Here is a 24,604-nt window from a genome sequence, read left to right on the forward strand (position 1 = left end):
ATTATAAAATCGTTGTATGATTACTTGTCATCGCTGCCGCCGTTGTCTTCCTTCGCCTTACAGCGGTAGCATACCCCGTGGAAATCAAGACGGTGGTCCGAGACGGTGAAATTGAATTCCCGTTCAACCCGCTCTTCCAGCGGTCCAAGCCAGTCCTCGCGGATCTCATCCATGCTCCCGCATTTCACGCAGATCATATGATGATGGTGATGCTTGGCCGTATCGGTGCGTAGATCGTATCTGGCTACACCGTCTCCAAAGTTGATCTTCTCGACGACATGCAGCTCGCTCAGCAGCTCCAAGGTACGGTACACGGTTGCCAGACCGATTTCGGGAGCCTTTTCTTTCACAAGCATAAATACGTCTTCCGCACTCAGATGGTCTTCTTCATTCTCCAATAGTACTCTGAGGGTAGCTTCCCGCTGGGGTGTCAGCTTATAGCCCTGGGATTGTAATTGTTGTTTGATTTTATCGATCCGTGCTTCCATTGTCTCCCTCCCCACAGGAAAATCTCTGCACCTATCTATAACCGCTTCTCTCATTATATGGGGAGTTGCCAAACAAAGTCAAACGCTTTTGCCTCACATGCCGGTGATGGCCGGAGCGTGGATCAGCATGGGCGTCACCCATCTCATCATCGTGGGAGTCACCCAGGTTTCAAACGAGGAGATGCCGAGCATGATCAGGCCCATGACGAGCGTCATCCCGACATACGATGCAAATGGGCGGGTAATGTTGCCCGGGCGCTGGAGCATCACCCGGTTTTTAATAATATGAAGCGAAAAGGCGATCGCCGATACGCTGCAAACGATCAGCACCGGAATGATAAGCAGGTTCGGCGGAGCCACCGACACCAGCGCAAACAGCAGACCGTGCCACGAAAACTGGCCAACCAGGTAGCCAACCGTAAAGCCGACCAGAACGCCTTTCAAAAAATCGAGGATCAGAATGCCCGGCAGGCCGATGACCGACAGGCCGAGAATCCAAATCAGCCCAACCCATTTCAAATGCAGCCCGGCGATGTCCCAGTAGGAGTGCGCAGGCTGTCCGGCCTCCGCTCCCTGATTAACGGTTACGAAAAAATTGCCCAAATACCGTCCCAAGTCCTGCTGCTGTTCAAGGGAAAGAGCATTGACCATGAGCGCGCCGAAGATAACTCCAACCAGAAACAGTACGGCGACAAAAATATACAGGATGTTTTGTTCTTTCAGGGCATGGCGGAAAGCTCGCATGCAGTTTCTCCCCTTTCCATTCGCATACCCTTACTGTATGAAAGCAAGTCCCAAACTATGTCTTGGACACGGACGCCCCTTCCACTTTCCCGTAAGTTCCCCCTCCGCCCGAGGTCAGCTTCAGGGTGCCGTTTCTGGCCATGACGATCATCCGCGCCAAATCGGTGCCCACGACCTCGGCAATTTCTGCTTCAGCCGCATGGTGGAGAATCGACATTTCTGTACCGAACCGCTCCAGCAGCTGCTTCATTTTGGCCTTGCCGAGACCCGGAATGAACTCAAGCGGGACTTGGTAATGATATGCCGGCCGGAAGGCAGGCATGTACGGCTCCTTGCGGTCGGCGATATCGAGGATCCGGTCGAGCACCCCCTGTACCCGCTTGGTGCTGCCGCAGAACGGGCAGCCTGCGCCCCCATGTTCGATGTCCAACACGCGGCTGCAGCCATGGCAATAGGTACGGTGGTACTTGCCCAGACGCGGATTGAGGCCGTAGTTCCCTGTCACGCACCTGCCGTCTGCCCTCTCCAGCGCCTTGCGGAATTCGGCAAAGTTAGGCTCCGCCAAACGGATCCGGTTGTATTCGCGGGCGATTTTACCCAGGGAATGGGCATCGGAGTTGGTTACAAACGTATACGGATCGAGCTCCGAAATCAGTCCGGCCATTTCCGAATCGGAGCTCAGCCCAAGCTCGATTCCGCTCACAAGCCCCGGGTCGAGCACTTGCTCCATTCGCGGCGTCATGCTGCCATACAAGCCTTTATGCGGAGTGAACACGTGGGCGGGAATCATGATGCCTCCCATGTCGTATACCTTGGCCTGCAGCTCCCGTCCCGAAACATAAATGCGCTGTGAGCTGAGGTTTACGTTTTTCATATGTCCCGACATCCATGCCGTAAAGGCCTGCATCGTCGGCAGGTCCGCAAAATAAACGAGCAAATGCGCAGCGCCCTTACCCTGTTCATAGATTTCAATTTCGGAACCAAGAAGGATCGTAGTCCCCCGGTAGGCGATCCCGCCGCCCTGCACTTCATTCATTTCACCGGATTCCAGGCAGTCGATAATGTCCTTCTGGACGACCGGCGAGTGGCAGTCGATAATGCCCACCAGCTCGATCCCTTTGCGCTCCGACGCTTCCTTGGCGATGTTCGCGAACGTCAGGTTGGAGCTGCCGCTGATTTTGACCGCATGCCCGTCGTTCGTCCTGCCGATATGGATGTGCAGATCCGCAAAGTATTCGCTCAAAATATCCGACTCGTATGCAAGCTCTTGGTGACTGACACGTTCCGGACGGCTCATATACGGAATTCACCCGTCAGCTTGTTCAACTTCCAGGCGTACACCGCCATAAGTGTCTTGGCGTCGCTGATCCGGCCTTGCGAAATCGCCTCAAGCGCCTCTTCCATCGTCAATTCCAGCAGCTCCACGAACTCGTCTTCATCCGGCGCCGCTTCGCCCTCTTGAAGATCATGAGCCACGTAGAGGTGGATCACCTCATCGGCAAACCCGGGAGAAGTATAAAAGGAGTGAAGAAGCTCCAGGCGGCCGCATGTATACCCCGTTTCCTCCACAAGCTCGCGCTTGGCCGCTTCCATCGGGTCCTCCCCTGGCTCGAGCTTCCCTGCCGGGATTTCAAGCTCGCACCGTCCCATGGGCTGGCGATACTGGTCGACCAGAATGATCCGGTCCTCCTTGATGGCCAGAACAGCTACCGCACCGGGGTGGCGGATGATTTCCCGTGTAGCCGTTTTGCCGTCGGGAAGCCGGACCTTGTCAATCTGCAAAGATACGACCTTTCCCTGAAAAATAGATTCGGTGGACAGGGTCTCTTCCTCGAGATGTTTGGACGGTTTCTTCATATGTGGCAAAGACTCTTTCATTCTATGATCCTCCTTATAGTACGTGCTCAACAACCTCTTATATTTAAAACCTAGCATTTTTGGCCATGCTGACACATATGGTCTTATTATAACAAACTTCACCCCAAGGAAAGAGGGATCCCTTCATGAAAAGTTACCGTACAGCGAACTCGGTCCATATGGTAGGACGAGCCTGGCAGATTAAAATCATGCTCCGCCAATTGCAGAAGGAATGGAACCCTGACACGCCGCTGCAGCATATTTTGCAATCCCTCGCGTCCTCCCGGCGGGATCATTAAGGGACGGATGAATCTTTGTCCTTTAATATCTCCCGAAATCTCCAGGTTTTTCGGATATGATCTGAAAACGATAAGCGATTTAACTTTTTAAACATTTTTTTAGCATTCCCACCAACTATTCACTCACCAGGTTGTTCTATATATTGGAGGGTACAATTATGACCAAAGATGAATTGATGACGCTGCTGCAAGCCTACCCGAATTCCCCGTCCCTGCATTTTAAGCTGGGATTATGGTATAAATCGCGCGGACACAACAGTGAGGCGATGACGCACATTCGGACGGCTCTGACGCATGCACATGATGACTCCAGAAGTTTGCCCCATGCTGAAAGCTTTGACGAAGCGCAGGGATGGCTCGAGTACGGAAGGCTCTTATATGCATGCAGCCGTACCGAAGATGCCGAAGAAGCTTTCCGCCGGGCGATCAATCTCGGACAGCATCATCGGAAAACGCTCGCGGAATGGGGAGCACTGCTCTACGACGCAGGAAAAACAGATGCGGAAATATGCCGGCGTCTTCTGGAAATGGTCCCGCTCTCAGACACGACCGAACTGCAGGTCGGCCAAACGCTGGCGGATCTGGGCGCTTACGAGGAAGCCTTTGGCATCCTAAGCCGTTATACGAATGACGTACGGTTCAATGAATCTCTTCAACTCGTTTATATTTTGTGCCTTATTCACACCCATCAATTCAAGGAAGCGCAAGCGCGGCTGACGCAGCGCACGATGGATCCGGACAAGGTCGTGGTCAAATCAGCTTCCCATTCTGTTACCGCATCCCATGCGGCGTATTTGTGCTGCCGTGCGCTTCAGGATGGCCGGGGATTGCCTGAATTGTCCAGGTTTAACCGGCTGGAAACAGCCAAATCCGCGATCGTGCTCGGCATGGTGGACATTGGGATGTCCCTTCAGCCCGAACCCTCGTTCCATGAATCCAGCGAATTGATTTATACCCTTTACCGGGAGGGCTATGTGGGACAGGCCAAAACGCTCCTTAACCAACTAGAGGGAATTCCGACGCACGACAGAAGCCAGAGCTCGCTCGATCTTTGCTTTATCGCTGCTGAAATGCTGTACGATCAAGGTGACTTCGCCAAAGCAGCCGAGCTGTTCGAGTCGATTTATGCAACGGATCCGTCCCACTCCTTGGCACGGTTTGCGGCAGCCTCCTGCTTCCTGGAGGAGACCCGTACCTCTTTGGATCACAGACAGGAACGTCAAGTGATCGGAAGTGATCTGTATTTTCAAATTGACGAATATTTGACGAATATCACCCTGGCCCTGCAAATTATCCAATCCACCAGCTGGCATACAGTATGGACCCCGGCACAGCGCAGAAATCTTCCTGCCGCGGATCGCCGGCGTTATGTTCACTAACCTGTGAGCCTATCCGTTGTCGTTGGCCCGTGAAGAAGGATGAGCCCAGCAAAAAAAAGCTGTTCCAGCGCGGTTTGCCGCATGCATGGAACAGCCTGTTTGTGCAGGTTTATTCTGCTGTATAGGGTTAAAGCTCTATTTGACGGTTTCCTGAATGATGCTGAGCACCATTTCAGCCGCTTTGACCATATCCTCCGCGCGGATCCGTTCCTTTGTCGTATGTATGTCCTCATAGCCGATGGCCAGATTCACCGTAGGAACTCCAAGCCCGTTGAAAATGTTGGCATCGCTGCCGCCGCCCGAACGGAACACTCTTCCGCTCAGTCCAAGGCGCTCAATGGCACGTTTGGCCAGGCTCACCACAGGATCGTTTTCGTTGAAATTAAAAGCGGGATACACGATTTCGCTCCGGAACTCACACTGGGCGCCGAACTCGCGGACGGTCGTTTCGAGCGCTTCCCGCATGTGGGCGATCTGCTGATCGACCTTTTCCTGAACGATGCTTCGCGCTTCCGCATCGAGCTGGACAAAATCGCACACGACATTGGTCGCTCCACCGCCGGAAAATTTACCGATGTTGGCTGTCGTCTCCTGGTCGAGCCGGCCCAGCTTCATTCGCGACACCGCTTTGGAGGCGACCTGAATGGCGCTGATTCCGTCTTCCGGATTCACGCCGGCATGCGCCGATTTGCCAAAAATCTTCATTTGGATTTTAGCCTGGGTTGGTGCCGCAACGGCAATCGATCCGACCTCTCCATTGGAATCGAGAGCAAATCCAAGCTCGGCATCCAAATGCTGCGGATCCATCGAACGTGCTCCCAGCAGTCCGGACTCCTCACCTACGGTAATCACGAATTGGATCTGTCCATGGGGAAGCTGCTGCTCCTTGATAACGCGGATCGTCTCAAGCAGCACCGCCAGGCCCGCTTTATCGTCCGACCCCAGAATCGTCGTCCCGTCACTGCGGATCCAACCGTCTTCTCCCAGGATTGGCTTGATCCTTTTACCTGGGGCTACGGTATCCATGTGGCAGGTGAACAATAGCTTCGGAGCTTCCGCGCCGCCTTCCCCCTTCCAGGTCACGATCAGGTTGCCGGCGCCGTGTCCGGTTTTGGCCTGGGAATCGTCCTCAACAACTTCTAGTCCAAGTTGCGTAAATTTCTTCTTGAGCAGCGCGGCGATCTCCGCTTCATGGCCTGTTTCACTGTCCACCTGAACCAATTCCATAAACTCCTGTATCAAACGGTCTTGTTTAATCAATGGACTTTCCTCTCCTTCGGCGTTAAGTTACAATAGTACATAGGTTGTCCCGGCTCGACATCGAGCCTTTATTAATGAAGAATAAAGGAGCTATTTATGCAACGAAAAAAATGGTTTCGCGTTTTTGTATACCTCATGCTCATTGCCATGGTCGGATCCGTCGTGTTTGGGCTCGTCGAGTCCTTAATGGCCCGCTGATTTCAGCGGGCTTTCCTCTGCCCGTTGGGCTGAAACGGCCTCAAATCCGAATACCTCGGAAAAGAACGGAACAATCTCCTCCGCCACCTGCTCGACCGCGATCGGCTTTCCAATGCAGTCCTCAAGCGACGTGACGCCATACTCCTGAATTCCGCACGGTATAATTCCCTGAAAGCCTTCGTTTTGAATGCCGGACGTTATGTTGAAGGCAAACCCGTGGCTGGTCACGAACCCTCTTTGGTGTTTGCACTTGTTGAATTTGACCCCGATCGCGCAAATTTTCAGATCGCCTACCCAGACCCCCGTATATTCGGGCTTGCGGCCTGCCTCGATCCCGTAATGCGCAAGGTAATTGATAATGACCTGCTCCAGATTGCGCAAATAGCCGTGCAGATCCAGTCCTTCCTTGCCCGCCAGCAGCAGCAGCGGATACCCGACCAGCTGCCCCGGACCGTGATAGGTAATGTCGCCGCCGCGGTCGATTTCAAACAGCCCGATGCCCTGCTGCTCCAGCTGATCCTTGCTGAGCAAGAGATGCTCCGGGTGCCGCTGCGATCCGATCGTATACGTCGGTGGATGCTGCAAGAGCAGCAGGGTTTCCTGCTGCTCTCCAAGGTCTATGCGGCTGACGATGCTTTTCTGCAAATCCCAGGCCGCACCATAATCCATCATCGGCGTATAGGATACTTCAAGTTTGGTTGTCATGACTGCTTCACGCCCTTTCAGATGATGACCAAGCTTTCGTAGACTTTTCATTAGTAAACTTTGGTATCCAGCGTATAGCCCTCCACGTTTTCCTTCACGCGCTGCAGGAAGCGTCCGCAGATGACTCCGTCCAAAATCCGGTGGTCCAGCGACAGGCAGATATTCGCCATCGAACGGACGGCGATCATGTCGTTGATCACGACAGGCCGCTTCACGATCGATTCGAAGGTCAGGATAGCTGCCTGCGGATAGTTAATAATCGGGTAAGACAGGATCGAACCGAACGATCCGGTATTATTCACCGTAAAGGTGCCGCCCTGCATATCCTCCAGCTTGAGCTTGCCCTGCCGCGTTTTGGTCGCCAGTTCTTCGATTTCACGGGCGAGACCGGCAATGTTTTTCTGATCGGCCCGTTGAATAACCGGTGTCATAACCGAGTCTTCTGTCCCGACGGCGAGGGAAATGTTGATGTCCCGTTTCACAATGATCTTATTGACCGCCCAGACCGAGTTCATGATCGGGTAATCCTTGATCGCATTGACCACAGCCTTCAGAAGAAACGCCAGATAGGTTAAATTATAGCCCTCTCTGCGCTTAAATTCATCCTTCAATTTGTTGCGCAGCAGCACCAGGTTGGTCACGTCGACCTCGATCATCGTCCAGGCATGCGGAATTTCCGACACACTTTGGCGCATGTTCGTCGCAATGGCGTTGCGGATCGGGGTGACGTCGATCATCGTCTCGGCGCGCCCGTTCTGGTCCTCGAGTTCCACGGCCGGAATACGCGGCGACTCGGTCATATGCAGACCTGACTGCCGGCTGGATGCCGGCGGAACCGGGATGTACTGCTCCGGACGGACCGCAGGATTGGCATGCGGCAGCCCTTCGAACGGAGAATGAACCTCTCTCTTCGCCGGAGCTTCCTCAGCCCGGCCGGTTTCCGCTGCCGCACCGCCGTTTTCGATATAAGTAAGGACATCCTTACGGGTGATCCGTCCGCCCATGCCCGTTCCTTGGACGGCGCTCAGGTTCACGCCATGCTCGGCTGCAAGGCTTTGCACCGCCGGAGAATACCGGCCGCGCATCGACTGGTCTTCAGAGGCTTCAGCCTGTACTGGGGCCGGTGTAGTACGCGGTTCGACCTGAGGCCGTTCCTCCGCCGGAGCCCCCGCGGCGCCTGCCGCCGCAATGCGGCAGATGACCTCGCCGACGGCGACGGTCTGGCCTTCCTCGGCGACCCATTCTCCCATAATCCCGTCCACCGTGGACGGGATTTCCGCGTTGACCTTATCGGTGATGACCTCACAGATCGGCTCATACTGTTCCACCTTATCGCCAGGCTGCTTCAGCCATTTGGCGATGGTGGCTGACACAAGCGATTCTGCCAGCTGCGGCATCACCATATCGGTAAACTTTTGATTTGACATATTTTCACTCCTTCACTCGGCAATTCTCAATAAACCGCCAGTTCGTGCATGGCTTGCTTGACCTTATCCTTGCTCAGCATAAAGAACTTCTCCATCGGCGGACTGATCGGCATGGCCGGTACGTCCGGACCGCACAGCCGCTTGATCGGCGCATCGAGGTCGAACAGACATTCTTCCGAAATAATGGCGGACACTTCGGCGCCCACACCACCCGTTTTGTTGTCCTCGTGTACGATCAGCACCTTGCCGGTTTTGCGGACCGCCTCAATGATGGCGTCACGGTCCAGCGGCTGCAGGGAGCGCAGATCCAGAATATGGGCCGAAATGCCTTCTTCTTTCTCCAGCTCTTCGGCCGCTTGAAGGCAGAAGTGCAGCGGCATGCTGTAGCCGATGACCGTGATGTCGGTCCCCTCGCGCAGCACGTTAGCTTTGCCGATCGGTACAGTATAGTCGTCCAAAGGCACGTCGCCTTTGATCATGCGGTAGCATTTTTTATTTTCAAAAAACAGCACCGGGTCCGGATCGTTGATCGCAGCTTTCAGCAGTCCTTTCGCGTCATAGGCGGTAAAAGGCGCTACGATTTTCAAACCGGGGGTGCCGAAGAAGATCGATTCCGGGCATTGGGAATGGTATAATCCCCCGAAAATGCCTCCGCCGATTGGCGCACGAACGACGACCGGACAGCTCCAGTCGTTGTTGGAACGATAGCGGATTTTCGCGGCTTCACTAATAATTTGGTTCGTTGCCGGCAGCATGAAGTCGGAGTACTGCATTTCCGCGATCGGCTTCATGCCGACCATGGCCGCGCCGATCGCAACGCCGGCGATGGCGGATTCCGCCAGCGGCGTGTCGATGACCCGCTCCTCGCCGAACTGGTCCTGCAGGCCTTTGGTCGTAGTGAACACGCCGCCTTTAACGCCGACATCCTCACCGAGGACAAACACGTTTTCGTCTTTTTCCATTTCTTCTTTCATTGCCAGACGAATCGCATCGATATATTCCATTTCGGCCATTAGTATACCCCCTCTTCGCTATCGCCCGCATACACATGCTTCAGCGTATCCTCGGGTTTCGGGAACGGAGCATTGTCGGCCGATTCGGTTGCTTCCTTGATCTCAAGAGCCAACTGCGCTTGCAAGTCCGCATCCTTTTCTTCATCCCAAATGCCGCAGCTGATCAAATATTGTTTAAAACGGACAATGCCGTCTTTTTTCCAGTTCTCTTCCACTTCTTCTTTCGTACGGTATGCCAAGTCGTTATCCGAGGTGGAGTGCGGAGACAAGCGGTACATCATGGCTTCGATCAGCGTAGGTCCTTCACCGCGTACAGCACGTTCACGCGCTTCCTTCACGGCTTTGTAGACCGCAAGCGCATCGTTGCCGTCCACCCGGATGCCCGGAAACCCATAACCAAGCGCACGGTCGCTGACTTTGCCGCTGATCTGCTTATGAAGCGGTACCGAAATGGCATACTGGTTGTTTTCGCACATAAAAATCACAGGCAGCTTATGAACGCCCGCAAAGTTGGCTCCCTCGTGGAAGTCCCCCTGATTGCTCGAGCCTTCGCCAAAAGTGACAAACGAAACGAAATCCTGTTTCCTCATCTTGGCGGACAAGGCTACGCCTACGGCGTGGGGCACTTGGGTCGTGACGGGGCTTGAGCCCGTTACGATCCGCAGCCGCTTGCTGCCAAAGTGTCCAGGCATTTGCCGCCCGCCGCTGTTCGGATCGTCAGCCTTCGCAAAGGCCGACAGCATCAGTTCGTACGGAGTCATTCCTACCGATAACACAAATGAATAGTCGCGATAATAAGGCAAAAAGTAATCCTTTTCCCGATCCAGCGCAAACGCCGCGGCGGCCTGGGCCGCTTCCTGACCGATTCCCGATACGTGAAAGTTAATCTTGCCAGCCCGCTGCAGCAGCAGGTTACGCTCGTCAAATTTGCGCCCGAGCAGCATATATCTGTACATGTCGATGACTTGGCCATTGGTGAGTCCAAGCTGCTCATGCTCATGTGGCGTGTGAACAGTACCCTGATCATTCATGGGAGGTACCTCCTTATTTTAGAGCCTGCAGTCTGTCCCTGATCTACTATTAAAACCTGGTACTAAGACTTGGCTTAACCCTATTATAATCATAACCGCGGCGAAAAGAAAAGAACCGATTCTAAATTTTGGTCTTACATTCCGATGGATTTGCCGTCTACCGCCAGCATCGCCTCGCCCAAAATTTCCGAGAGCGTCGGATGCGGATGCACCATCTGCCCGATCTCCCAAGGAGTTGCATTCAAAAATTGGGCCAATGCCGCCTCGCTGATCAGGTCGGTTGCATGAGCTCCGATCATTTGAACGCCTAAAATGTCGTTTGTCTTAGGATCAGCTACTACTTTTACGAATCCTTCCTTGCTCCCCTGTACCAATGCCTTCCCGATGGCCTGGAACGGGAATTTGCCGACCTTAACCTCGAATCCGCGGCTGCGGGCTTCCTTCTCGGTGATGCCGACGCTGGCCACTTCGGGTCTTGTGTACACGCACCTTGGAATCAGATCCGCATCCCCCGGGTGAACTTCTTCTCCTGCCAAATGGTTGACGGCCGCAATTCCTTCATGGCTTGCCGCATGCGCGAGCTGCAGTCCGCCAATGACGTCGCCGATGGCATAAATATGGGATTCGCCGGTTTGATAATGTTTATTGACAGCTATAAAACCGCGCTCCACCCGGACATCCGTGTTCTCCAGACCGATGTTCTCCACATTCGCCTGGCGGCCAATCGACACAAGCAGCTTGTCCGCTTGAAGCCGTTCGGTTTTGTCCCCAACACGCACATCGATCTGCACCTGATGATCCGCTGCTTCGTATGTCTCCGTCTGCAGCTGGGCCCCGGTAATAATTTTGATGCCCCGGCGCGAAAACGACTTTTGAAGCTCACGGGCCACCTCTTCATCTTCTGCGGGCAGCAGCTGGCCTGCCGCCTCCACAACGGTAACCTCTACGCCGAAATCGTTCAGCATCGAAGCCCATTCGACACCGATCACGCCGCCGCCGACGATGATGATGGACTTCGGAAGCTCCTCCATTTGTAGTGCCTCGTCGCTGGTCAAAATATGTATTCCGTCGGGTTCAAGTCCTGGCAGCACTCTTGGACGGGAGCCTGTGGCGATAATCAAATGCGTCGGAACCACCGTCTCCATCTCCCCATCCGCAAGCTCTACAGCAACGGCACCGCTTTTCGGCGAAAAAATGGAAGGACCGATGACCCGCCCTTTTCCATGAACCACCTGAATTTTATTTTTGCGCATCAGGTACTGAACCCCTTGGTGAAGCTGATCTACAATCGCTTCCTTCCGCGCCTGAACTTTGGGAAATTTGAGTGCGGCCCCTGCTGTTTCGATGCCGTAGCTCTCGCTTTCTTTGATCTCTGCGTATACTTCCGCGCTCCGCAGCAAAGACTTACTTGGAATACAGCCGCGGTGCAGGCATGTTCCTCCCAGCTTGTCCGCTTCGATAATAACGACTTCCTTGCCCAGCTGAGCTGCGCGGATTGCAGCCACATAACCGCCGGTACCGCCGCCCAGAACGGCTACGTCACATGATATAGTCATTGTCCATCCCCCATCTTAACATGTTTATATTGAAACCATTTGGCGCATAACTTATGACAAGTTGTGCCCGGAGTAAGAAGCACTCCATCGCTTTTATATTGTACTCGGTTTTCACCGCATTACAAAATGTTATCACATGTCCGGAAATAGACAAAGATTCGCCGGACGAGTTATGATATAGTGGACTAAAACAGGCCAACAGGAAGGGATTTTTCATGAAACTGATTATTTCCCGCTTTATCGCCATCCTGATCCTCGTCATTCCGGGACTGGCGGCAATGACCGGATTTTTGTTTATGAAAGATGCGGTATTCGAATATTATTCGCTCCACGGCGATGCGAGCGTCGCCCATCCGTCGTTTGCGTGGGGACATTTTGTGCTCGGCCTGCTCCTGTTCGTGGCAGGGATGAGCTTTCTCGGCGGCTGGATTCTGTTCCGGGACCGCAAACGAAACTATGTAGGGCCGCGTTTCAAGGAGAAGCGCAAGCCCAAACCGCCCGTACAATCATCATAATGCCGGATTCCAAGACCAGGAATCGAACAAAGAACCCCGGACTGCAGATTTATCTCAGAACGGGGTTTTGTTGTTGGTCCGAATCTTGATCGGTTTCGCTGGCGATAATGTCAAGAACGACATCCTCCTTCACCAATCCGTACTCCGGATTCCCCAGCACCGGAAGATTCGTCAGCGTTCTGCTCGTTAAGACGACCTTCAGCTCGTTATCGCGGTTGTAAAGCACAGATTCGACCACAAAGAAATTGTTCAGTAATCCCGCAATGATGGCGATTTGCTGCGGGCTCAATTTCGGCGGGGGCACGCCGGCTTTGGCATACTTTACAACCGGTTTAGCCGGCTTGCGCCGTTTCTTGTTATCCGTGGACCGGTTCACCCAATCACCCCGCTTCAATGTATTCCTGCTCACTTTAGGATATAGCGGATCGTGTGAATTGGTGTATCCCAATTTGCCGCAAAAGCTGCAGCAAGCGACTAGACATGAACCGGACCGGATAAATTATTCGTACAGCGCCTCTCTCAGCTTGGTGGACATCCGTGATTCCTTCGATGAAGACTTCAGCAGCGTGAGCCGCAGTTTATGGTTTTGCTGAACCGCTTCTTCGAGGTCCGCAAGCAGACTGCTTACCAGATCTTCCACTTGCGGATCCTTGCCGAGCTCTGCTGTCAGTTCAGCGATCCTTGCTTTATAAGCTTCTATTTTTTCCTGCATGATGCCTTCTCCTCCAAATGCTCATTCGATCCTTCTTCTATTAACCATACCACGGCCAAACGCCTGCACGCCACTTTCGGTTATTTTTGTAGCCATGTCCGTTTTAATTGTGGTACTCTATAAAAGTCGCAATTTTTCGTGTTTTGTCATCATATAGAACATGAACGGGTTATGCTAACGGGAAAGGAGCAGGCTGAACGTGAATAAAGGACGGATTACCGTAATTACGGGACCCATGTTTAGCGAAAAATCGGGTGAACTTATCCGCCGGTGCCAAAAACTGATCCAATACGGACGGAAAAAGCTGGTGGCTTACAAGCCCGAGGAGGATCAGCGCTACGCGAAGGACGAAATCGTAAGCCGGATCGGATACCGGCTGCCAGCCATCTCCATTCCGCGGCAGTTGACCGCTGACATCACCGCCAAAATCTTGGCGGAAACCGCTGACGCGGATGTGGTCGCTTTTGACGAGGTTCAGTTCTTCAGCAAGCCGATCCTGGGCCTGGTGGAAGAGCTGGCATACAGCGGGAAGCATGTCATTGTGGACGGACTGAATCTGGACTATCGTGGAAAAGAATTCGGCTACATAGGCGGGCTGCTGGCCATGGCCGACGACATCCAGCTGCTGACCGCCTTTTGTGCGGTATGCGGCAGCCCGGAAGCCGTGTTCACACAGCGGATTGTCAACGGCCACCCCGCTCCGCTGGGCTCGGTCATCATGATCGGGGATTCCGATGATTACGAGCCGCGGTGCCGGTGCTGTTTTGTTCCACCGCATAAGGTCAGTGCCAAAGGAAGCGCCTGATCATACAAAAAAACTCTTCGGGATGATGAGCAAGATCGATCAGCACATCATCCGGCGAAGAGTTTTTTTATGATTCCCAAACATCGTCCATCAGCTTTTTGATTTCGTCCGTGCGCCGTTTGGTTGCAGCCGGATCGGTCACCCATTTTCCGTCCTTCAGTTCCACAGCGTCTCCTGCCTTCACTTGAGGATCCACTTGTTCACGGGGAACGGCCTGGATCTTACCGTCCACTTCAATGCGGCAATACGGTCCTTCATAGCTTTCGACATATCCCGTCATCGTTCTCACCTTTCCGTTCGGAATGTCACCTTCTGCCCATTCGACTCCGCTTCAATCGTTCCCTGAAGATCGTTACGGTATACCTTGACGCCCTGCTGCTTCAGCCGGTTTAGAATGACGCTTTTCGGATGGCCGTATGTATTGTCTGCACCTACCTGTATCACCGCATACTTCGGATGAACCCGTTTGAGAAATGCAAGCGTGGTCGACGATTTGGAGCCGTGGTGCCCCACCAGCATAACGTCCGCCTGCAAATCCGTTCCGGCGTCAAGCATATCCCGTTCGCTGTCCGCCTCCGCGTCACCGGTCAACAAAAAAGAAGTGCGGCCGTACGTTATTTTCACCACGGCGCTCATGTTATTCGAGTCGTCATAACTTTTGCGGGGCGCCAGCATATCGACATGAACCTCATCGTCCATCTCCCAAGAGATCCCGGCCTTCGCCGTTTGTACCTTCAGTTTGGCATTTTTTACGGCACGCAGAACGGATTCAAACGTTTTCGTATTGGCCTGTGCTCTCGGCATATAAATGCGGCCCACCGGAATGTGGTTAATGACCGCATCCAGTCCGCCGATATGGTCGGCATCCGGATGAGTTCCGATGACCGTGTCGAGCTTGGTGATGCCGTATTGCTCCATATATTGCAGCATCAGCTCTTCTTTGTCATTGTTCCCGGCATCAATCAGCATCGTTTTACCGGAAGGGGAAATAATAAGCTGAGAAGCTCCCTGCCCTACATCAAGAAAAACGACTCGAAGGTTCCCCCCGGTGCTCGCTGGGGTGCTGTTGTTCTCCGGTGCCGGGTTGATCTCCAGACTGCATCCGCTCAGGATCAGTAACGCCGTGATGACGCCTGTCAGCAGTAAAGTGGTTATCTTGGATGTCTTCATCATCGTTCCTTTCACGGCTGTAGCCTTAACAAGTTAGTAATAACTGCCAGAACGTTATCTTATCACGAACCGTACTCGGGGTACAAGGCGAACTGAGCATCACCTGCTTGAAGAAGACCGTTTTTAAACGTGTAGCTTAAGGTTAAATCGCCGATAAATTCGGCAGGGGACACCTGCACGGCCGTAGTCGCTTTCAGGGTATTCCCCTCAAGGGTATAAGTCATAACGCTTCCGATCCCCGGCGGGTGCTTTACAGGGCCGGACTGCAGTTTGGATATAGGGATGACCGTCCGCTCGCCGCGAATATCCAGCTCGACTTGCTTGTCCGTCACTTTACTGTCGAACTGTTTTAAAAATGCCGTATATGCGTCCTCTACAGGTATGGGTTCTGCTGTTTCGGCATACACGAGCGGATTGGAAGTATAAACGCCGGTTCCATATCCTGTCGTTAAAATGATAACCATATCCTTCTTGCCGTCACCCGTCAAATCGGCCCTTTCGATGATTGGAGCATAGCTTGGATTGTCCACATTGTACCCAGGGATGTGACGGCTGAAAGTCTGAGTCTTCAGCGTTAAGTTTTCATAGGTTCCCGATTCGCTGGCATCTCCGCTGATCTGTATCGTCTGGTCGTCGGATTGCGCAAAGGGAACCTGTTTCTTGTCATCAATTCGAACCGTGTTGCTTTGGCTGTCATAGGTGACTTGTTTGCCAAAAAGCTTTCCGAAGGTTTGCAAGGGTATCATAATTTCATCATCTATGTGAACGGGTGCCGCTTCCGTCACCCACTCGGTTCCGTTGAGCATCACTTTGATGGGGTCCGGTTTCGCCATGACCATTATTGACGTTGCCGACAACACCATCGCAGCCGTGGTGGCAATGATCCATCCTTTTGCTTTCAATTTTAAACTCCTTCCCGTATTCGCCCAGCAAGGTTTCCAATTTTTGATAACAATTTAAGTGTAATTTTAATCAGGCTTGATATCCAGATAAAACTTTGTAACTATATGGAATGAACGAAGAAACTGCAAAATTTTAGTTCAATCTATATATTATTACCCTTCTCAAGATGAAAATAATGGATATCGGAATTTTTCTGGAACAGATGGATCTTCATCAAATAAAAAAACGCCATACTATGATCATCGTCATAGTATGGCGTATTCTTTAGGGTCACGCTATTCCTTTCACGACACCTTATGCTCAATGCGCAGCTTGTCGGCCACCATCGCGATAAACTCGCTGTTGGTCGGCTTCGATTTGCTGATGTTGATGGTGTAACCGAACAGATGGCTGATCGAATCGATGTTGCCGCGCGTCCAGGCCACTTCAATCGCATGACGGATCGCCCGCTCAACCCGGGATGGCGTCGTTTTGAACTTTTCGGCGATCGCCGGATACAGCGTTTTGGTAATGGCACCGAGGATTTCGATGTTGTTGTACACCATCGTAATCGCTTCGCGCAAATATTGGTAACCTTTGATATGGGCCGGAACGCCGATCTCATGAATGATGGACGTAATATTGGCGTCGAGGTTTTTCCCTTTCGCCATCGGAACCACATTGGATTTGGTCGTTGATACCGTCATATTGCCTGTCGTGATATGCTGCTGCCCCACGAGCTGACGAATACGGCTGGCTAGAACCTCCATGTCAAACGGCTTAAGAATGTAGTATGAAGCACCGAGTTGTACCGCTCTTTGGGTGATGTTCTCCTGGCCGAAAGCAGTCAGCATAATGATTTTAGGCTGCGGGGACAGATTCATCTCGCGCAGTCTTTCGAGAACGCCCAATCCGTCCAGATGCGGCATAATAATGTCCAAAATCAATACGTCCGGTATTTTTCTCGATTCACTGATCATATTTAGCACTTCCTCGCCATTATAGGCGATTCCCGTTACCATCATATCGTCTTGCTCGGTAATATATTCCGCAAGCAAATTCGTGAATTCCCGGTTGTCATCCGCCAACAATACCTCTATTTTTTGCACTGGCTGCTTCCTCCTTAGAATCGTATTCCCTTATTTTTCTGCAGAGATAAGTTTTCGACACCCAGCATTAAATTCCTTCTGTCGAAAATTATTTTTGTTTATTTTTTTACCTTGTTGAATTATAATTAATATTTTCATCCATTATTCTAACTATTTCGCGATGAAACGACAAAAAGTCTTAAGGCTACACGGCCTTAAGACTTTTTTGAGTACTTTTCGATTGAGGGAGAACTCCGGAATCCTGAAGCATCCACTCGATGAAGCATCCGTAACCGGACCGCGGATCGTTAACGAACACGTGGGTCACTGCTCCGACCAATTTGCCGTCCTGCACGATTGGGCTTCCGCTCATCCCTTGGACGATGCCCCCGGTCTTCTCCAGCAGGCGCGGATCGGTAATTCGGATGACCAGTCCTTTGGTGGCCGGCGATTCCTGCTTCGCCACATGGACAATATTGACCTTGAACCGTTCGACCTGCTGCCCATCCACCACAGTCAAAATTTCGGCCGGGCCTTCTTTAACCTCCTGGGCGAATGCTACCGGGATGCCTTCTTTATACAAGCTGTGATCCGGATTCTGATTCATCTTGCCGAAGATTCCGAAATGCGTGTTGCGCTCAATATTACCGAGGATTTTACTTTCCTTGAGAAAATGCGCTCTCTTCTCGCCAGGTTCGCCATCTTGGCTCTTCGATATCGAGGTTACGCTGGACTGCAAAATTTCACCGCTGCCGACGGAAATCGGCGTTTGCGTGTTCATATCCGTAATGACATGGCCCAGTGCCCCATAAACGCCTTGATCGGGAGCATAGAAGGTTAACGTTCCGACACCTGCGGCTGAGTCGCGAATATACAGTCCTAATCGCCACACCCTGTCTTCCTGGTCATAGGCGGGGGACAGCTTCGTGCTCATCTCTTTGTTTCCGCGTTTGAATTTGATTTCGACCGGTCGCTTGCTTTTGCCCGCCTCTTCGACTACTTTGGCAACTTTTGCGACATCGTCCATCGGAACCCCGTTCATGTGGGTCATTAAATCACCCAGCTGGATTCCGGCGTTCTCGCCAGGGGACACCTTTGTATCGGCATCCACGCTGACCAGGTGATGCCCAACGACCAAAATGCCTGCCGATTTCACCTTCACTCCAATGGTTTGTCCTCCCGGTATAACCTTGAGTCCGGGAACGACGTGGATCTGAACGGTTTTAAAAGGGATGGTTCCGAATAATTTCAAGGTTACTTTCGCCATTCCGCTGTGCTGCGGCGTCAGCTGCAATGGACGTCCTGGAGTCACCTTGGCGGTAACGGCGGAACCGTTGAGATGCAGAACGCCCGGACGGTCGACGGTAGCTTGGGCCGTCACCGGCATGGAGAGCGCTTGTGCCGTTCCCGCAAACATCCTGATTTCATTCGGGATGGCGGCCAGGCTTTGTACCGGCTCTGTTGTTCCTAAAAAACAAAGAAAGAAGACAATGAAAAGACCGAGCATTTTATTCCTGAGGCTGGAGTTCAATGGCTGTCACGCTCCCTTTTGCTTCTTTCGCTTGACGAAAGGTGGTCGCCAATTGCGTACCTTTAAGATTACCCCGCCTCTAGGCTTTTATTACTGTCAATCATTACTCTGGTGCGGATTTGACGGCTTTCCGCTCGTCCGCCAGCTTCAGCATTTCTTGGGCATGATGGAGCGTTTTCTTCGTGATTTCCACCCCGCCGAGCATGCGGGCCAATTCTTCAACCCGGCCCTTCGTCGAGAGCTCTTCCACGTGCGTCATTGTACGTCCTTCATCCACATTCTTTTCGATTAAATACTGATGATCCGCCATGCAGGCCACTTGCGGAAGATGGGTAATCGAAAACACCTGGCAGGTCTCAGCCAGCTTGTTCAGCTTCTCGGCGATGGATTGTGCCGCTCTTCCGCTGACCCCCGTGTCCACTTCGTCAAAGATCAGGACCGGAATGCGGTCATGGCGGGCAAAGATGCTCTTCATCGCCAGCATCATCCGGGATAACTCACCGCCTGACGCGATCTTGCTGAGCGGCCGCAGCGGCTCGCCCGGGTTCGGGGATATCATAAACTCAGCGGTATCAAGTCCCTGTCTGGTGAGCCGGATCTTCCGGCCGTCGACCTCGATCCCCCGCGGATCATCAAGCTGCTCCAGACGGACTTCCAGTGACGTTCGCTCCATGTGCAGGTCCTTCAGCTCGGCCTCGACCTGTCGGGCGAGATCCGCAGCGCACTGCTGTCTTGCTTCGCTTAGCTCCAGGGCGGATTCAACCAGTCCGTTCAGCAGTCCTTCCCTTTGGGATTTCAGCTGCTCCAGACGCTCATCCTTGTTCTCCAGCAGGCTCGTTTCCTGCAGGATCGACTCGTAATAGGCCAGAATCTGCTCCACGCTGTCCCCGTATTTACGTCGGAGTGTGGAGATGAGATCCAAACGCTGCTCCACCTCTTCCAGCCGTTCGGGGTTAAACTCGACCTGATCCCTGTAATCCCGGAGCTGAAAGGCAGCGTCCTCCAGCTGGTAAAAAGCGGACTGCAGCTGCTCAAGTACCGGCTTCAGACCCTTCTCATCATACTTCATAACGTCTTCCAGACGGGAAATGGCCGTGCTGATCACGCTGATTCCCTGATGCCCGTTCAGCAGCTCATAGGATCCCGATACTGCATCCATCATTTTCTCGCTATGGGATAGCTTGACCCTTTCTTCGCCCAGCCATTCATCTTCTCCGGATTTTAATGAAGCGGCTGAGATTTCTTCCAGCTGGAAACGATAGAGATCGAGCATCTGATACGCTTTCTGGCTGGATTCCATCAGCTCCCGCAGCTCCTTCTCCACTTTGGAGAACGCCGCATACCGTTCCTGATATTCCCGTTTGATGGGTCCAATCAGCGTATCACCGTAAGTATCCAGCAGGCTGAGATGCCTGTCTGCGCGCAGCAGGTTCTGATGCTCATGCTGGCCATGAATGTTGACCAGCTGCTCTCCGACTTCCCGCAGCATCGTCAAGTTAACGAGCTGCCCGTTGATTCTTGACGTGCTCTTGCCCTGGGACGTCAGCTCCCTGCGGATGATTAAATGCTCTTCATGACTTCCTCCGACACCGATCTTGGCCAAGGCTTCCCACACGGGATGGCCTTCCTGCAGCTCGAACATCGCTTCAATCTCCGCCTTGTCGCAGCCATAGCGGATCAAGTCCGCCGAGCCTCTTCCTCCGGCAATCAGCCCCAAAGCATCGATAATGATGGATTTCCCGGCACCGGTCTCCCCAGTCAGCACGTGAAAGCCGGGATGGAAATGGACGTCGACGGATTCGACGACCGCCAAGTTTCGGATACTCAATGTTAAAAGCATGATAAAAAGCGCACCTCCGCTAAGGCAAATCTATAATTTGTACTATGAAATAAAGCTGTTGATCATCTGGACCAGCCGCTCGCTGTCCTCATTCGTCCGGCAAATGATCAGCGCCGTGTCATCGCCGCAGATCGTTCCCATGATTTCGTTCCATTCCATGTTATCCAGCAGAACGGCAACGGCATTGGCCGTTCCCGGCAGGCACTTCATGACGACCAGGTTGTTCGTGTAATCGATGTGCACGAAGTTGTCCACCAGCGCGCGCTTAAGCTTCTGAACCGGATTGTAGCGCTGATCCGTCGGCAGTGAATATTTATACCTGCCGTCATCCATCGGCACCTTGATCAGCAGCAGTTCTTTGATGTCCCTGGACACGGTTGCCTGGGTCACCTGAAAACCCGCTTCACGCAGAGCCTCCACCAGCTCGTCCTGGGTCTCGATCTCCTGCTGGGTGATAATCTCGCGTATTTTGATATGGCGTTGTCCTTTCATAGTGGCCTCCCAAATGTTAGTTGCTCATATTTAATCATCATAACCATTCCAGTCCTCTTCATCCCAATCAAAATGAATACGCCGGATTTCCCCTTCGTCGGCATCGACGAAGAGCACGCCGCCTGAGCCCGGATACAGCAGAAAATAGGGCAGCAGACGGTCGCGCAGACCGGATCCGGTCCATTCCAGGGGCAGACGCCTTCTGGCGACTTTCACAAGGTACAATACCTCGTCATCGTCCTTCACGACATAATCGATAAACAGGCGGCTGTGATATTCCTCCCCGTCCGCCTCAAACAGCAGCGGAATCTTGATTTTGCCGCCGATCACTTCATAGCCTGCCTCCTCCAGCAGATCTACCGCGGGATGGTCATGTATCTGTTCGTTAATCGGCATTTCCGGTACGCGGGCAGGCAGAGGGTTAAACAGCCATGATCTCAGACCGTACGCGATCCAAATGATCAAGAGCACGCCGATCAGCACCATGACCAGCAAGTCTGCACGTCCCTCCATCCTCATCACCTCGCCTTGGTATTCGCGGAAATGCGGAAGAATCCCTTTTTTAAATGTATAAAAATCCGTTTTTCGAATGTATAAACGCATATAAACAAGCTCATTATAACCCAAACAAACGTTCTCATCAATCGTTATTCCAAAGTTTTTGTTTCAGCAGAATGATGACCGTCCCTACAAAAAGAACTCATCCCTTGGATGAGTTCCCTGTAAACGTATGGCGTGCCTGAGCAACTACATCAGAAACCAAAGCCTGCAGTTCTTCTTCAGCGACAGGTTGTCCTGCTGTATCCGATGGGCTCGCGGGCACATGCCAATGAGCGAGAAATTCGATATTTCCTTCACCGCCGGTAATCGGCGAAAACGTTAGTCCTTTTAGAATAAAGCCTAACTCCGCGGCAAAAGACAGCACGTTCATCAGCACCTCGCGGTGAACTTCAGGTTCCCGGACGACGCCGGACTTTCCGACCTTCTCCCTGCCGGCTTCAAACTGCGGCTTAATCAGCGCAGCTACGTCGGCCGGTTTGTTCAGGAGCGCCATCAGCGGGGGCAGGATGATGCGCAGCGAAATGAAGGATACATCGATGCTGGCAAAATCCGGGTCCGGGCCTTTCAGATCCTCGGGCGTCATGTAGCGGAAGTTGGTCCGTTCCATCACGCATACCCGCTCGTCATTTCGCAGCGACCAATCCAGTTGATTGTACCCGACATCAATGGCGTACACATAGCTGGCTCCGTTCTGAAGCGCGCAATCGGTAAAGCCGCCTGTGGAAGACCCGATATCCAGCATCGTTCTGCCGGTCAGATCGATCCCGAAGGTTCGGAGCGCCTTCTCCAGCTTCAAACCGCCGCGGCTGACATACGGATGCACCGCTCCCTTGACCCTAAGCGGCGTATCGCGCGGAATTTTCGTTCCCGCCTTTTCGACCGGTTCTTCTGCGGCTAAGACCAGCCCGGCCATAATCGCCGCCTTGGCTTTTTCCCGGCTCTCGTAAAAGCCCTGCTCAACGAGCAGGACATCGATTCGTTCTTTAGGCAAATTCATCGTTATCTCCTGACTGCACGGCGATTTCGGCGTCCATTAGGAAGGAAACTGGGTTTTGCCGATCTCGTAAGGATGCAGGGACATCAGCTTCTTGATTTCGCCGACGACTCCTGCTGCCGTAAGACCGGTCTCCTCCCGCTGCTCCTTCACGCTGCCATGCTCGATAAAGCGGTCGGGCACACCCATTAAGGACACTTTCGTGTCAAATATATGCTTCGAAGCATAAAACTCCAGTACGGCGCTGCCCAAGCTGCCCGCTTCGCTGGCTTCCTCAAGCACCACCATATTCGTGCCGTTCTCGGCTAGCTCCAGCAGCATTTCTTCATCCAGCGGCTTCATGAACCGGGCGTTGACCACCTGAAGGTGAATACCTTCCCGTTTCAGCTGGTCTGCTGCCTCGAGCGCAACCTGAACCATCGGGCCGCAGGCCAAGACGGCGTACCCTTCGCCTTCACGGACGGTTTCCCATTTGCCAATCGGAATCGGCACAAGCTCCTCGTCCAGATGAACCCCCAGGCCGTTGATCCGCGGGTAGCGGTAAGCAATCGGTCCGTCGTTATACTCCAGGGCGGTTTTCATCATATGTCTCAGCTCGTTTTCATCCTTCGGCATCATCATGACCATGTTCGGAATGTGGCGCATAAACGCGATGTCAAACACTCCCTGATGCGTCTCGCCGTCATCCCCTACGTAGCCGGCCCGGTCGATGGCGAACATGACATTGGCGTTGTGGCGGCAAATATCGTGAACGATCTGGTCATACGCACGCTGCATGAACGTGGAATAGACGGCGAACACCGGCTTCATGCCCTCCATCGCCAACGCGGCGCACATCGTTGCCGCGTGCTGCTCCGCAATGCCGACGTCGATCATGCGGTCCGGAAACCGTTCACTGAACGGAATGAGACCGGAGCCTTTGGGCATTGCTGGCGTGACAGCGATGATGCGGGAATCCTGTTCACCTAACTCGATCAGCGTCTTGCCGAACACGTCGGTGTACATTGGATTTCCTACCGATTTAAGCACTTGGCCAGATTCGATTTTGTACGGCGTAATCCCGTGCCATTTATATGAATCCGCTTCTGCGGGTTTATATCCTTTGCCTTTGGTGGTAAGCACATGCACGAATACCGGTCCGCGCACGTTGTCGGCCTGCTTGAACGTTTCGATCAGCTTGTGGATATCATGGCCGTCCACCGGTCCGAGATAAGTTAAGCCCAGCTCTTCGAACAGCACGCCGGGAACCATCATGTATTTGAGGCTTTCCTTCAGCCTGGATCCGGTCTTGGCCAGCATGCCGCCGATCGCCGGGATCTTCTTCAGCATCATCTCAAGCTCGTCTTTTGCACGCAAATAATGGCGGTCCGAGCGGATTTTGCTCAAATAGTTATGCATGGCGCCGACGTTCGGCGCAATCGACATCTCGTTGTCGTTCAGAATGACCATCAGGTCCTTCTGTTCATGTCCGATATGGTTCAAAGCTTCGAATGCCATGCCGCCGGTGAGCGCACCGTCCCCGATCATGGCGATCACTTTGTTGTTTTCCCCTTTTAAGTCCCGGGCAACGGCCATACCGATAGCCGCGGACAAAGAGGTGCTGCTGTGCCCGGCTTCCCAGACGTCATGCTCGCTTTCACTGCGTTTGACAAAGCCGCACATCCCCTTGTATTTCCGCAGCGTGTCGAACTGATCCATCCGGCCCGTCAGCATCTTGTGTACGTACGCCTGATGTCCTACATCAAAAATAAATTTATCGCGCGGGCTGTTGTAGCAATAGTGCAGGGCCAGCGTGAGTTCCACCACTCCCAGATTTGATGCGAGATGCCCCCCGGTGACCGACAGCTTCTCAATCAGAAATTGACGGATTTCGGCCGCCAGAGAAGTGAGCTCGTCAACCGATAGTGATTTCAATTGTCCTGGCTCGTTAATTTGTGGAAGCAGCACGGCAATCTCCCCGCTTTCCTTCGTAATTAGTGTATGGTTATCCATGACATTCTTCCATGATTAGATTCTTTTCGCCATTATATCATAAAATGCCCATCATACATAAAGCA

27 protein-coding genes are annotated in these 24,604 nt (G+C 52.9%); 5 read left to right on the forward strand and 22 right to left on the reverse strand.

The window, feature by feature from the left end:
- Positions 1 to 20 precede the first annotated feature (20 nt).
- From fur to KI379_RS18225, 4 genes are all read right to left on the reverse strand, one after another.
- Positions 21 to 488: a ferric iron uptake transcriptional regulator gene (gene fur / locus KI379_RS18210; protein WP_076170043.1), complete on the reverse strand. Its 468-nt coding sequence runs from the start codon at positions 486 to 488 to the stop codon at positions 21 to 23.
- Positions 489 to 581: 93 nt separating this feature from the next.
- Positions 582 to 1,232, reverse strand: a complete 651-nt coding sequence (gene spoIIM, locus KI379_RS18215; protein WP_105444654.1) for a stage II sporulation protein M — start codon at positions 1,230 to 1,232, stop codon at positions 582 to 584.
- Positions 1,233 to 1,287: 55 nt separating this feature from the next.
- Positions 1,288 to 2,529, reverse strand: a complete 1,242-nt coding sequence (locus tag KI379_RS18220; protein ID WP_212984370.1) for an endonuclease Q family protein — start codon at positions 2,527 to 2,529, stop codon at positions 1,288 to 1,290.
- Entirely contained in the window at positions 2,526 to 3,110 is a 585-nt protein-coding gene (locus KI379_RS18225) for an NUDIX domain-containing protein (protein WP_244879328.1), read from the reverse strand. Before KI379_RS18225 ends, KI379_RS18220 begins: the two co-directional genes overlap by 4 nt.
- 125 nt (positions 3,111 to 3,235) lie before the next feature.
- Between KI379_RS18225 and mciZ the strand changes: the two genes are divergently transcribed.
- Positions 3,236 to 3,388 (forward strand): Z-ring formation inhibitor MciZ, encoded by a 153-nt coding sequence (gene mciZ, locus KI379_RS18230; protein ID WP_076170040.1) that lies wholly within the window; start codon positions 3,236 to 3,238, stop codon positions 3,386 to 3,388.
- Between the two features lie 158 nt (positions 3,389 to 3,546).
- A complete protein-coding gene (locus KI379_RS18235; RefSeq protein WP_212984371.1) occupies positions 3,547 to 4,767 on the forward strand; it encodes a tetratricopeptide repeat protein in 1,221 nt (406 codons plus the stop codon).
- Positions 4,768 to 4,902: 135 nt separating this feature from the next.
- Here the strand turns inward: KI379_RS18235 and KI379_RS18240 are convergent, their stop codons facing one another.
- On the reverse strand, positions 4,903 to 6,027 hold the full coding sequence (locus tag KI379_RS18240) for a tripeptidase T (protein WP_212984372.1): 1,125 nt from the start codon (positions 6,025 to 6,027) through the stop codon (positions 4,903 to 4,905).
- Positions 6,028 to 6,123: 96 nt separating this feature from the next.
- Here KI379_RS18240 and prli42 point away from each other — a divergent pair, with 96 nt between their 5' ends.
- Positions 6,124 to 6,225, forward strand: a complete 102-nt coding sequence (gene prli42, locus KI379_RS18245; protein WP_076170037.1) for a stressosome-associated protein Prli42 — start codon at positions 6,124 to 6,126, stop codon at positions 6,223 to 6,225.
- Here prli42 and lipB read toward each other — a convergent pair.
- From lipB to lpdA, 5 genes are all read right to left on the reverse strand, one after another.
- The gene (gene lipB / locus KI379_RS18250; protein ID WP_212967832.1) at positions 6,211 to 6,930 is read right to left on the reverse strand and encodes a lipoyl(octanoyl) transferase LipB; all 720 of its coding nucleotides are present in this window, start codon (positions 6,928 to 6,930) and stop codon (positions 6,211 to 6,213) included. The two genes, prli42 and lipB, sit on opposite strands and share 15 nt — an antisense overlap.
- A 50-nt stretch (positions 6,931 to 6,980) precedes the next feature.
- Positions 6,981 to 8,357 carry a dihydrolipoamide acetyltransferase family protein gene (locus KI379_RS18255; protein ID WP_212984373.1) on the reverse strand — a complete coding sequence of 459 codons (1,377 nt, stop codon included), beginning with the start codon at positions 8,355 to 8,357 and terminating at the stop codon, positions 6,981 to 6,983.
- A 26-nt stretch (positions 8,358 to 8,383) separates the two neighbouring features.
- The gene (locus KI379_RS18260; protein ID WP_089548084.1) at positions 8,384 to 9,370 is read right to left on the reverse strand and encodes an alpha-ketoacid dehydrogenase subunit beta; all 987 of its coding nucleotides are present in this window, start codon (positions 9,368 to 9,370) and stop codon (positions 8,384 to 8,386) included.
- Positions 9,370 to 10,401 (reverse strand): thiamine pyrophosphate-dependent dehydrogenase E1 component subunit alpha, encoded by a 1,032-nt coding sequence (locus tag KI379_RS18265; protein ID WP_089548085.1) that lies wholly within the window; start codon positions 10,399 to 10,401, stop codon positions 9,370 to 9,372. The genes KI379_RS18260 and KI379_RS18265 overlap by 1 nt, the downstream gene beginning before the upstream one ends.
- A 134-nt stretch (positions 10,402 to 10,535) precedes the next feature.
- On the reverse strand, positions 10,536 to 11,957 hold the full coding sequence (gene lpdA / locus KI379_RS18270; protein WP_212984374.1) for a dihydrolipoyl dehydrogenase: 1,422 nt from the start codon (positions 11,955 to 11,957) through the stop codon (positions 10,536 to 10,538).
- Between the two features lie 215 nt (positions 11,958 to 12,172).
- Between lpdA and KI379_RS18275 the strand changes: the two genes are divergently transcribed.
- Positions 12,173 to 12,472 (forward strand): DUF2627 domain-containing protein, encoded by a 300-nt coding sequence (locus tag KI379_RS18275; RefSeq protein ID WP_076170032.1) that lies wholly within the window; start codon positions 12,173 to 12,175, stop codon positions 12,470 to 12,472.
- 49 nt (positions 12,473 to 12,521) lie between these two features.
- Here KI379_RS18275 and KI379_RS18280 read toward each other — a convergent pair whose 3' ends face one another.
- A complete protein-coding gene (locus tag KI379_RS18280) occupies positions 12,522 to 12,866 on the reverse strand; it encodes a hypothetical protein (protein ID WP_212984375.1) in 345 nt (114 codons plus the stop codon).
- 105 nt (positions 12,867 to 12,971) lie between these two features.
- Positions 12,972 to 13,184, reverse strand: a complete 213-nt coding sequence (locus tag KI379_RS18285; RefSeq protein WP_076170030.1) for a hypothetical protein — start codon at positions 13,182 to 13,184, stop codon at positions 12,972 to 12,974.
- A 199-nt stretch (positions 13,185 to 13,383) separates the two neighbouring features.
- On the opposite strand from KI379_RS18285, the gene KI379_RS18290 reads away from it, so the two are divergent.
- Positions 13,384 to 13,989 (forward strand): thymidine kinase, encoded by a 606-nt coding sequence (locus KI379_RS18290; protein WP_084203876.1) that lies wholly within the window; start codon positions 13,384 to 13,386, stop codon positions 13,987 to 13,989.
- Positions 13,990 to 14,056: 67 nt separating this feature from the next.
- Here the strand turns inward: KI379_RS18290 and KI379_RS18295 are convergent, their stop codons facing one another.
- The 10 genes from KI379_RS18295 to dxs all read right to left on the reverse strand — a co-directional run bounded on the left by KI379_RS18295 (position 14,057) and on the right by dxs (position 24,494).
- Positions 14,057 to 14,269: a DUF3006 domain-containing protein gene (locus KI379_RS18295; RefSeq protein WP_089548088.1), complete on the reverse strand. Its 213-nt coding sequence runs from the start codon at positions 14,267 to 14,269 to the stop codon at positions 14,057 to 14,059.
- A gap of 5 nt (positions 14,270 to 14,274) precedes the next feature.
- Positions 14,275 to 15,162, reverse strand: coding sequence for a ComEC/Rec2 family competence protein (locus tag KI379_RS18300; RefSeq protein ID WP_089550303.1), 888 nt, complete (start codon positions 15,160 to 15,162; stop codon positions 14,275 to 14,277).
- A 59-nt stretch (positions 15,163 to 15,221) separates the two neighbouring features.
- Complete coding sequence (locus KI379_RS18305; protein WP_212984376.1) at positions 15,222 to 16,061, reverse strand: stalk domain-containing protein; 840 nt, start codon at positions 16,059 to 16,061, stop codon at positions 15,222 to 15,224.
- A gap of 285 nt (positions 16,062 to 16,346) precedes the next feature.
- On the reverse strand, positions 16,347 to 17,150 hold the full coding sequence (spo0A, locus tag KI379_RS18310) for a sporulation transcription factor Spo0A (protein ID WP_076170026.1): 804 nt from the start codon (positions 17,148 to 17,150) through the stop codon (positions 16,347 to 16,349).
- Positions 17,151 to 17,334: 184 nt separating this feature from the next.
- Positions 17,335 to 18,660 carry a SpoIVB peptidase gene (spoIVB, locus tag KI379_RS18315; RefSeq protein ID WP_212984377.1) on the reverse strand — a complete coding sequence of 442 codons (1,326 nt, stop codon included), beginning with the start codon at positions 18,658 to 18,660 and terminating at the stop codon, positions 17,335 to 17,337.
- Between the two features lie 103 nt (positions 18,661 to 18,763).
- On the reverse strand, positions 18,764 to 20,500 hold the full coding sequence (gene recN / locus KI379_RS18320; RefSeq protein WP_212984378.1) for a DNA repair protein RecN: 1,737 nt from the start codon (positions 20,498 to 20,500) through the stop codon (positions 18,764 to 18,766).
- A gap of 42 nt (positions 20,501 to 20,542) precedes the next feature.
- Positions 20,543 to 20,992: a transcriptional regulator AhrC/ArgR gene (ahrC, locus tag KI379_RS18325; protein WP_076170024.1), complete on the reverse strand. Its 450-nt coding sequence runs from the start codon at positions 20,990 to 20,992 to the stop codon at positions 20,543 to 20,545.
- Positions 20,993 to 21,022: 30 nt separating this feature from the next.
- Positions 21,023 to 21,505, reverse strand: a complete 483-nt coding sequence (locus tag KI379_RS18330; RefSeq protein ID WP_212984379.1) for a hypothetical protein — start codon at positions 21,503 to 21,505, stop codon at positions 21,023 to 21,025.
- Between the two features lie 187 nt (positions 21,506 to 21,692).
- On the reverse strand, positions 21,693 to 22,550 hold the full coding sequence (locus tag KI379_RS18335) for a TlyA family RNA methyltransferase (RefSeq protein ID WP_212984380.1): 858 nt from the start codon (positions 22,548 to 22,550) through the stop codon (positions 21,693 to 21,695).
- 36 nt (positions 22,551 to 22,586) lie between these two features.
- Positions 22,587 to 24,494, reverse strand: a complete 1,908-nt coding sequence (dxs, locus tag KI379_RS18340; protein ID WP_105444637.1) for a 1-deoxy-D-xylulose-5-phosphate synthase — start codon at positions 24,492 to 24,494, stop codon at positions 22,587 to 22,589.
- Positions 24,495 to 24,604: the final 110 nt, after the last annotated feature.

The organism is Paenibacillus cineris (assembly GCF_018333335.1).
Taxonomy (GTDB): domain Bacteria; phylum Bacillota; class Bacilli; order Paenibacillales; family Paenibacillaceae; genus Paenibacillus_AQ; species Paenibacillus_AQ favisporus.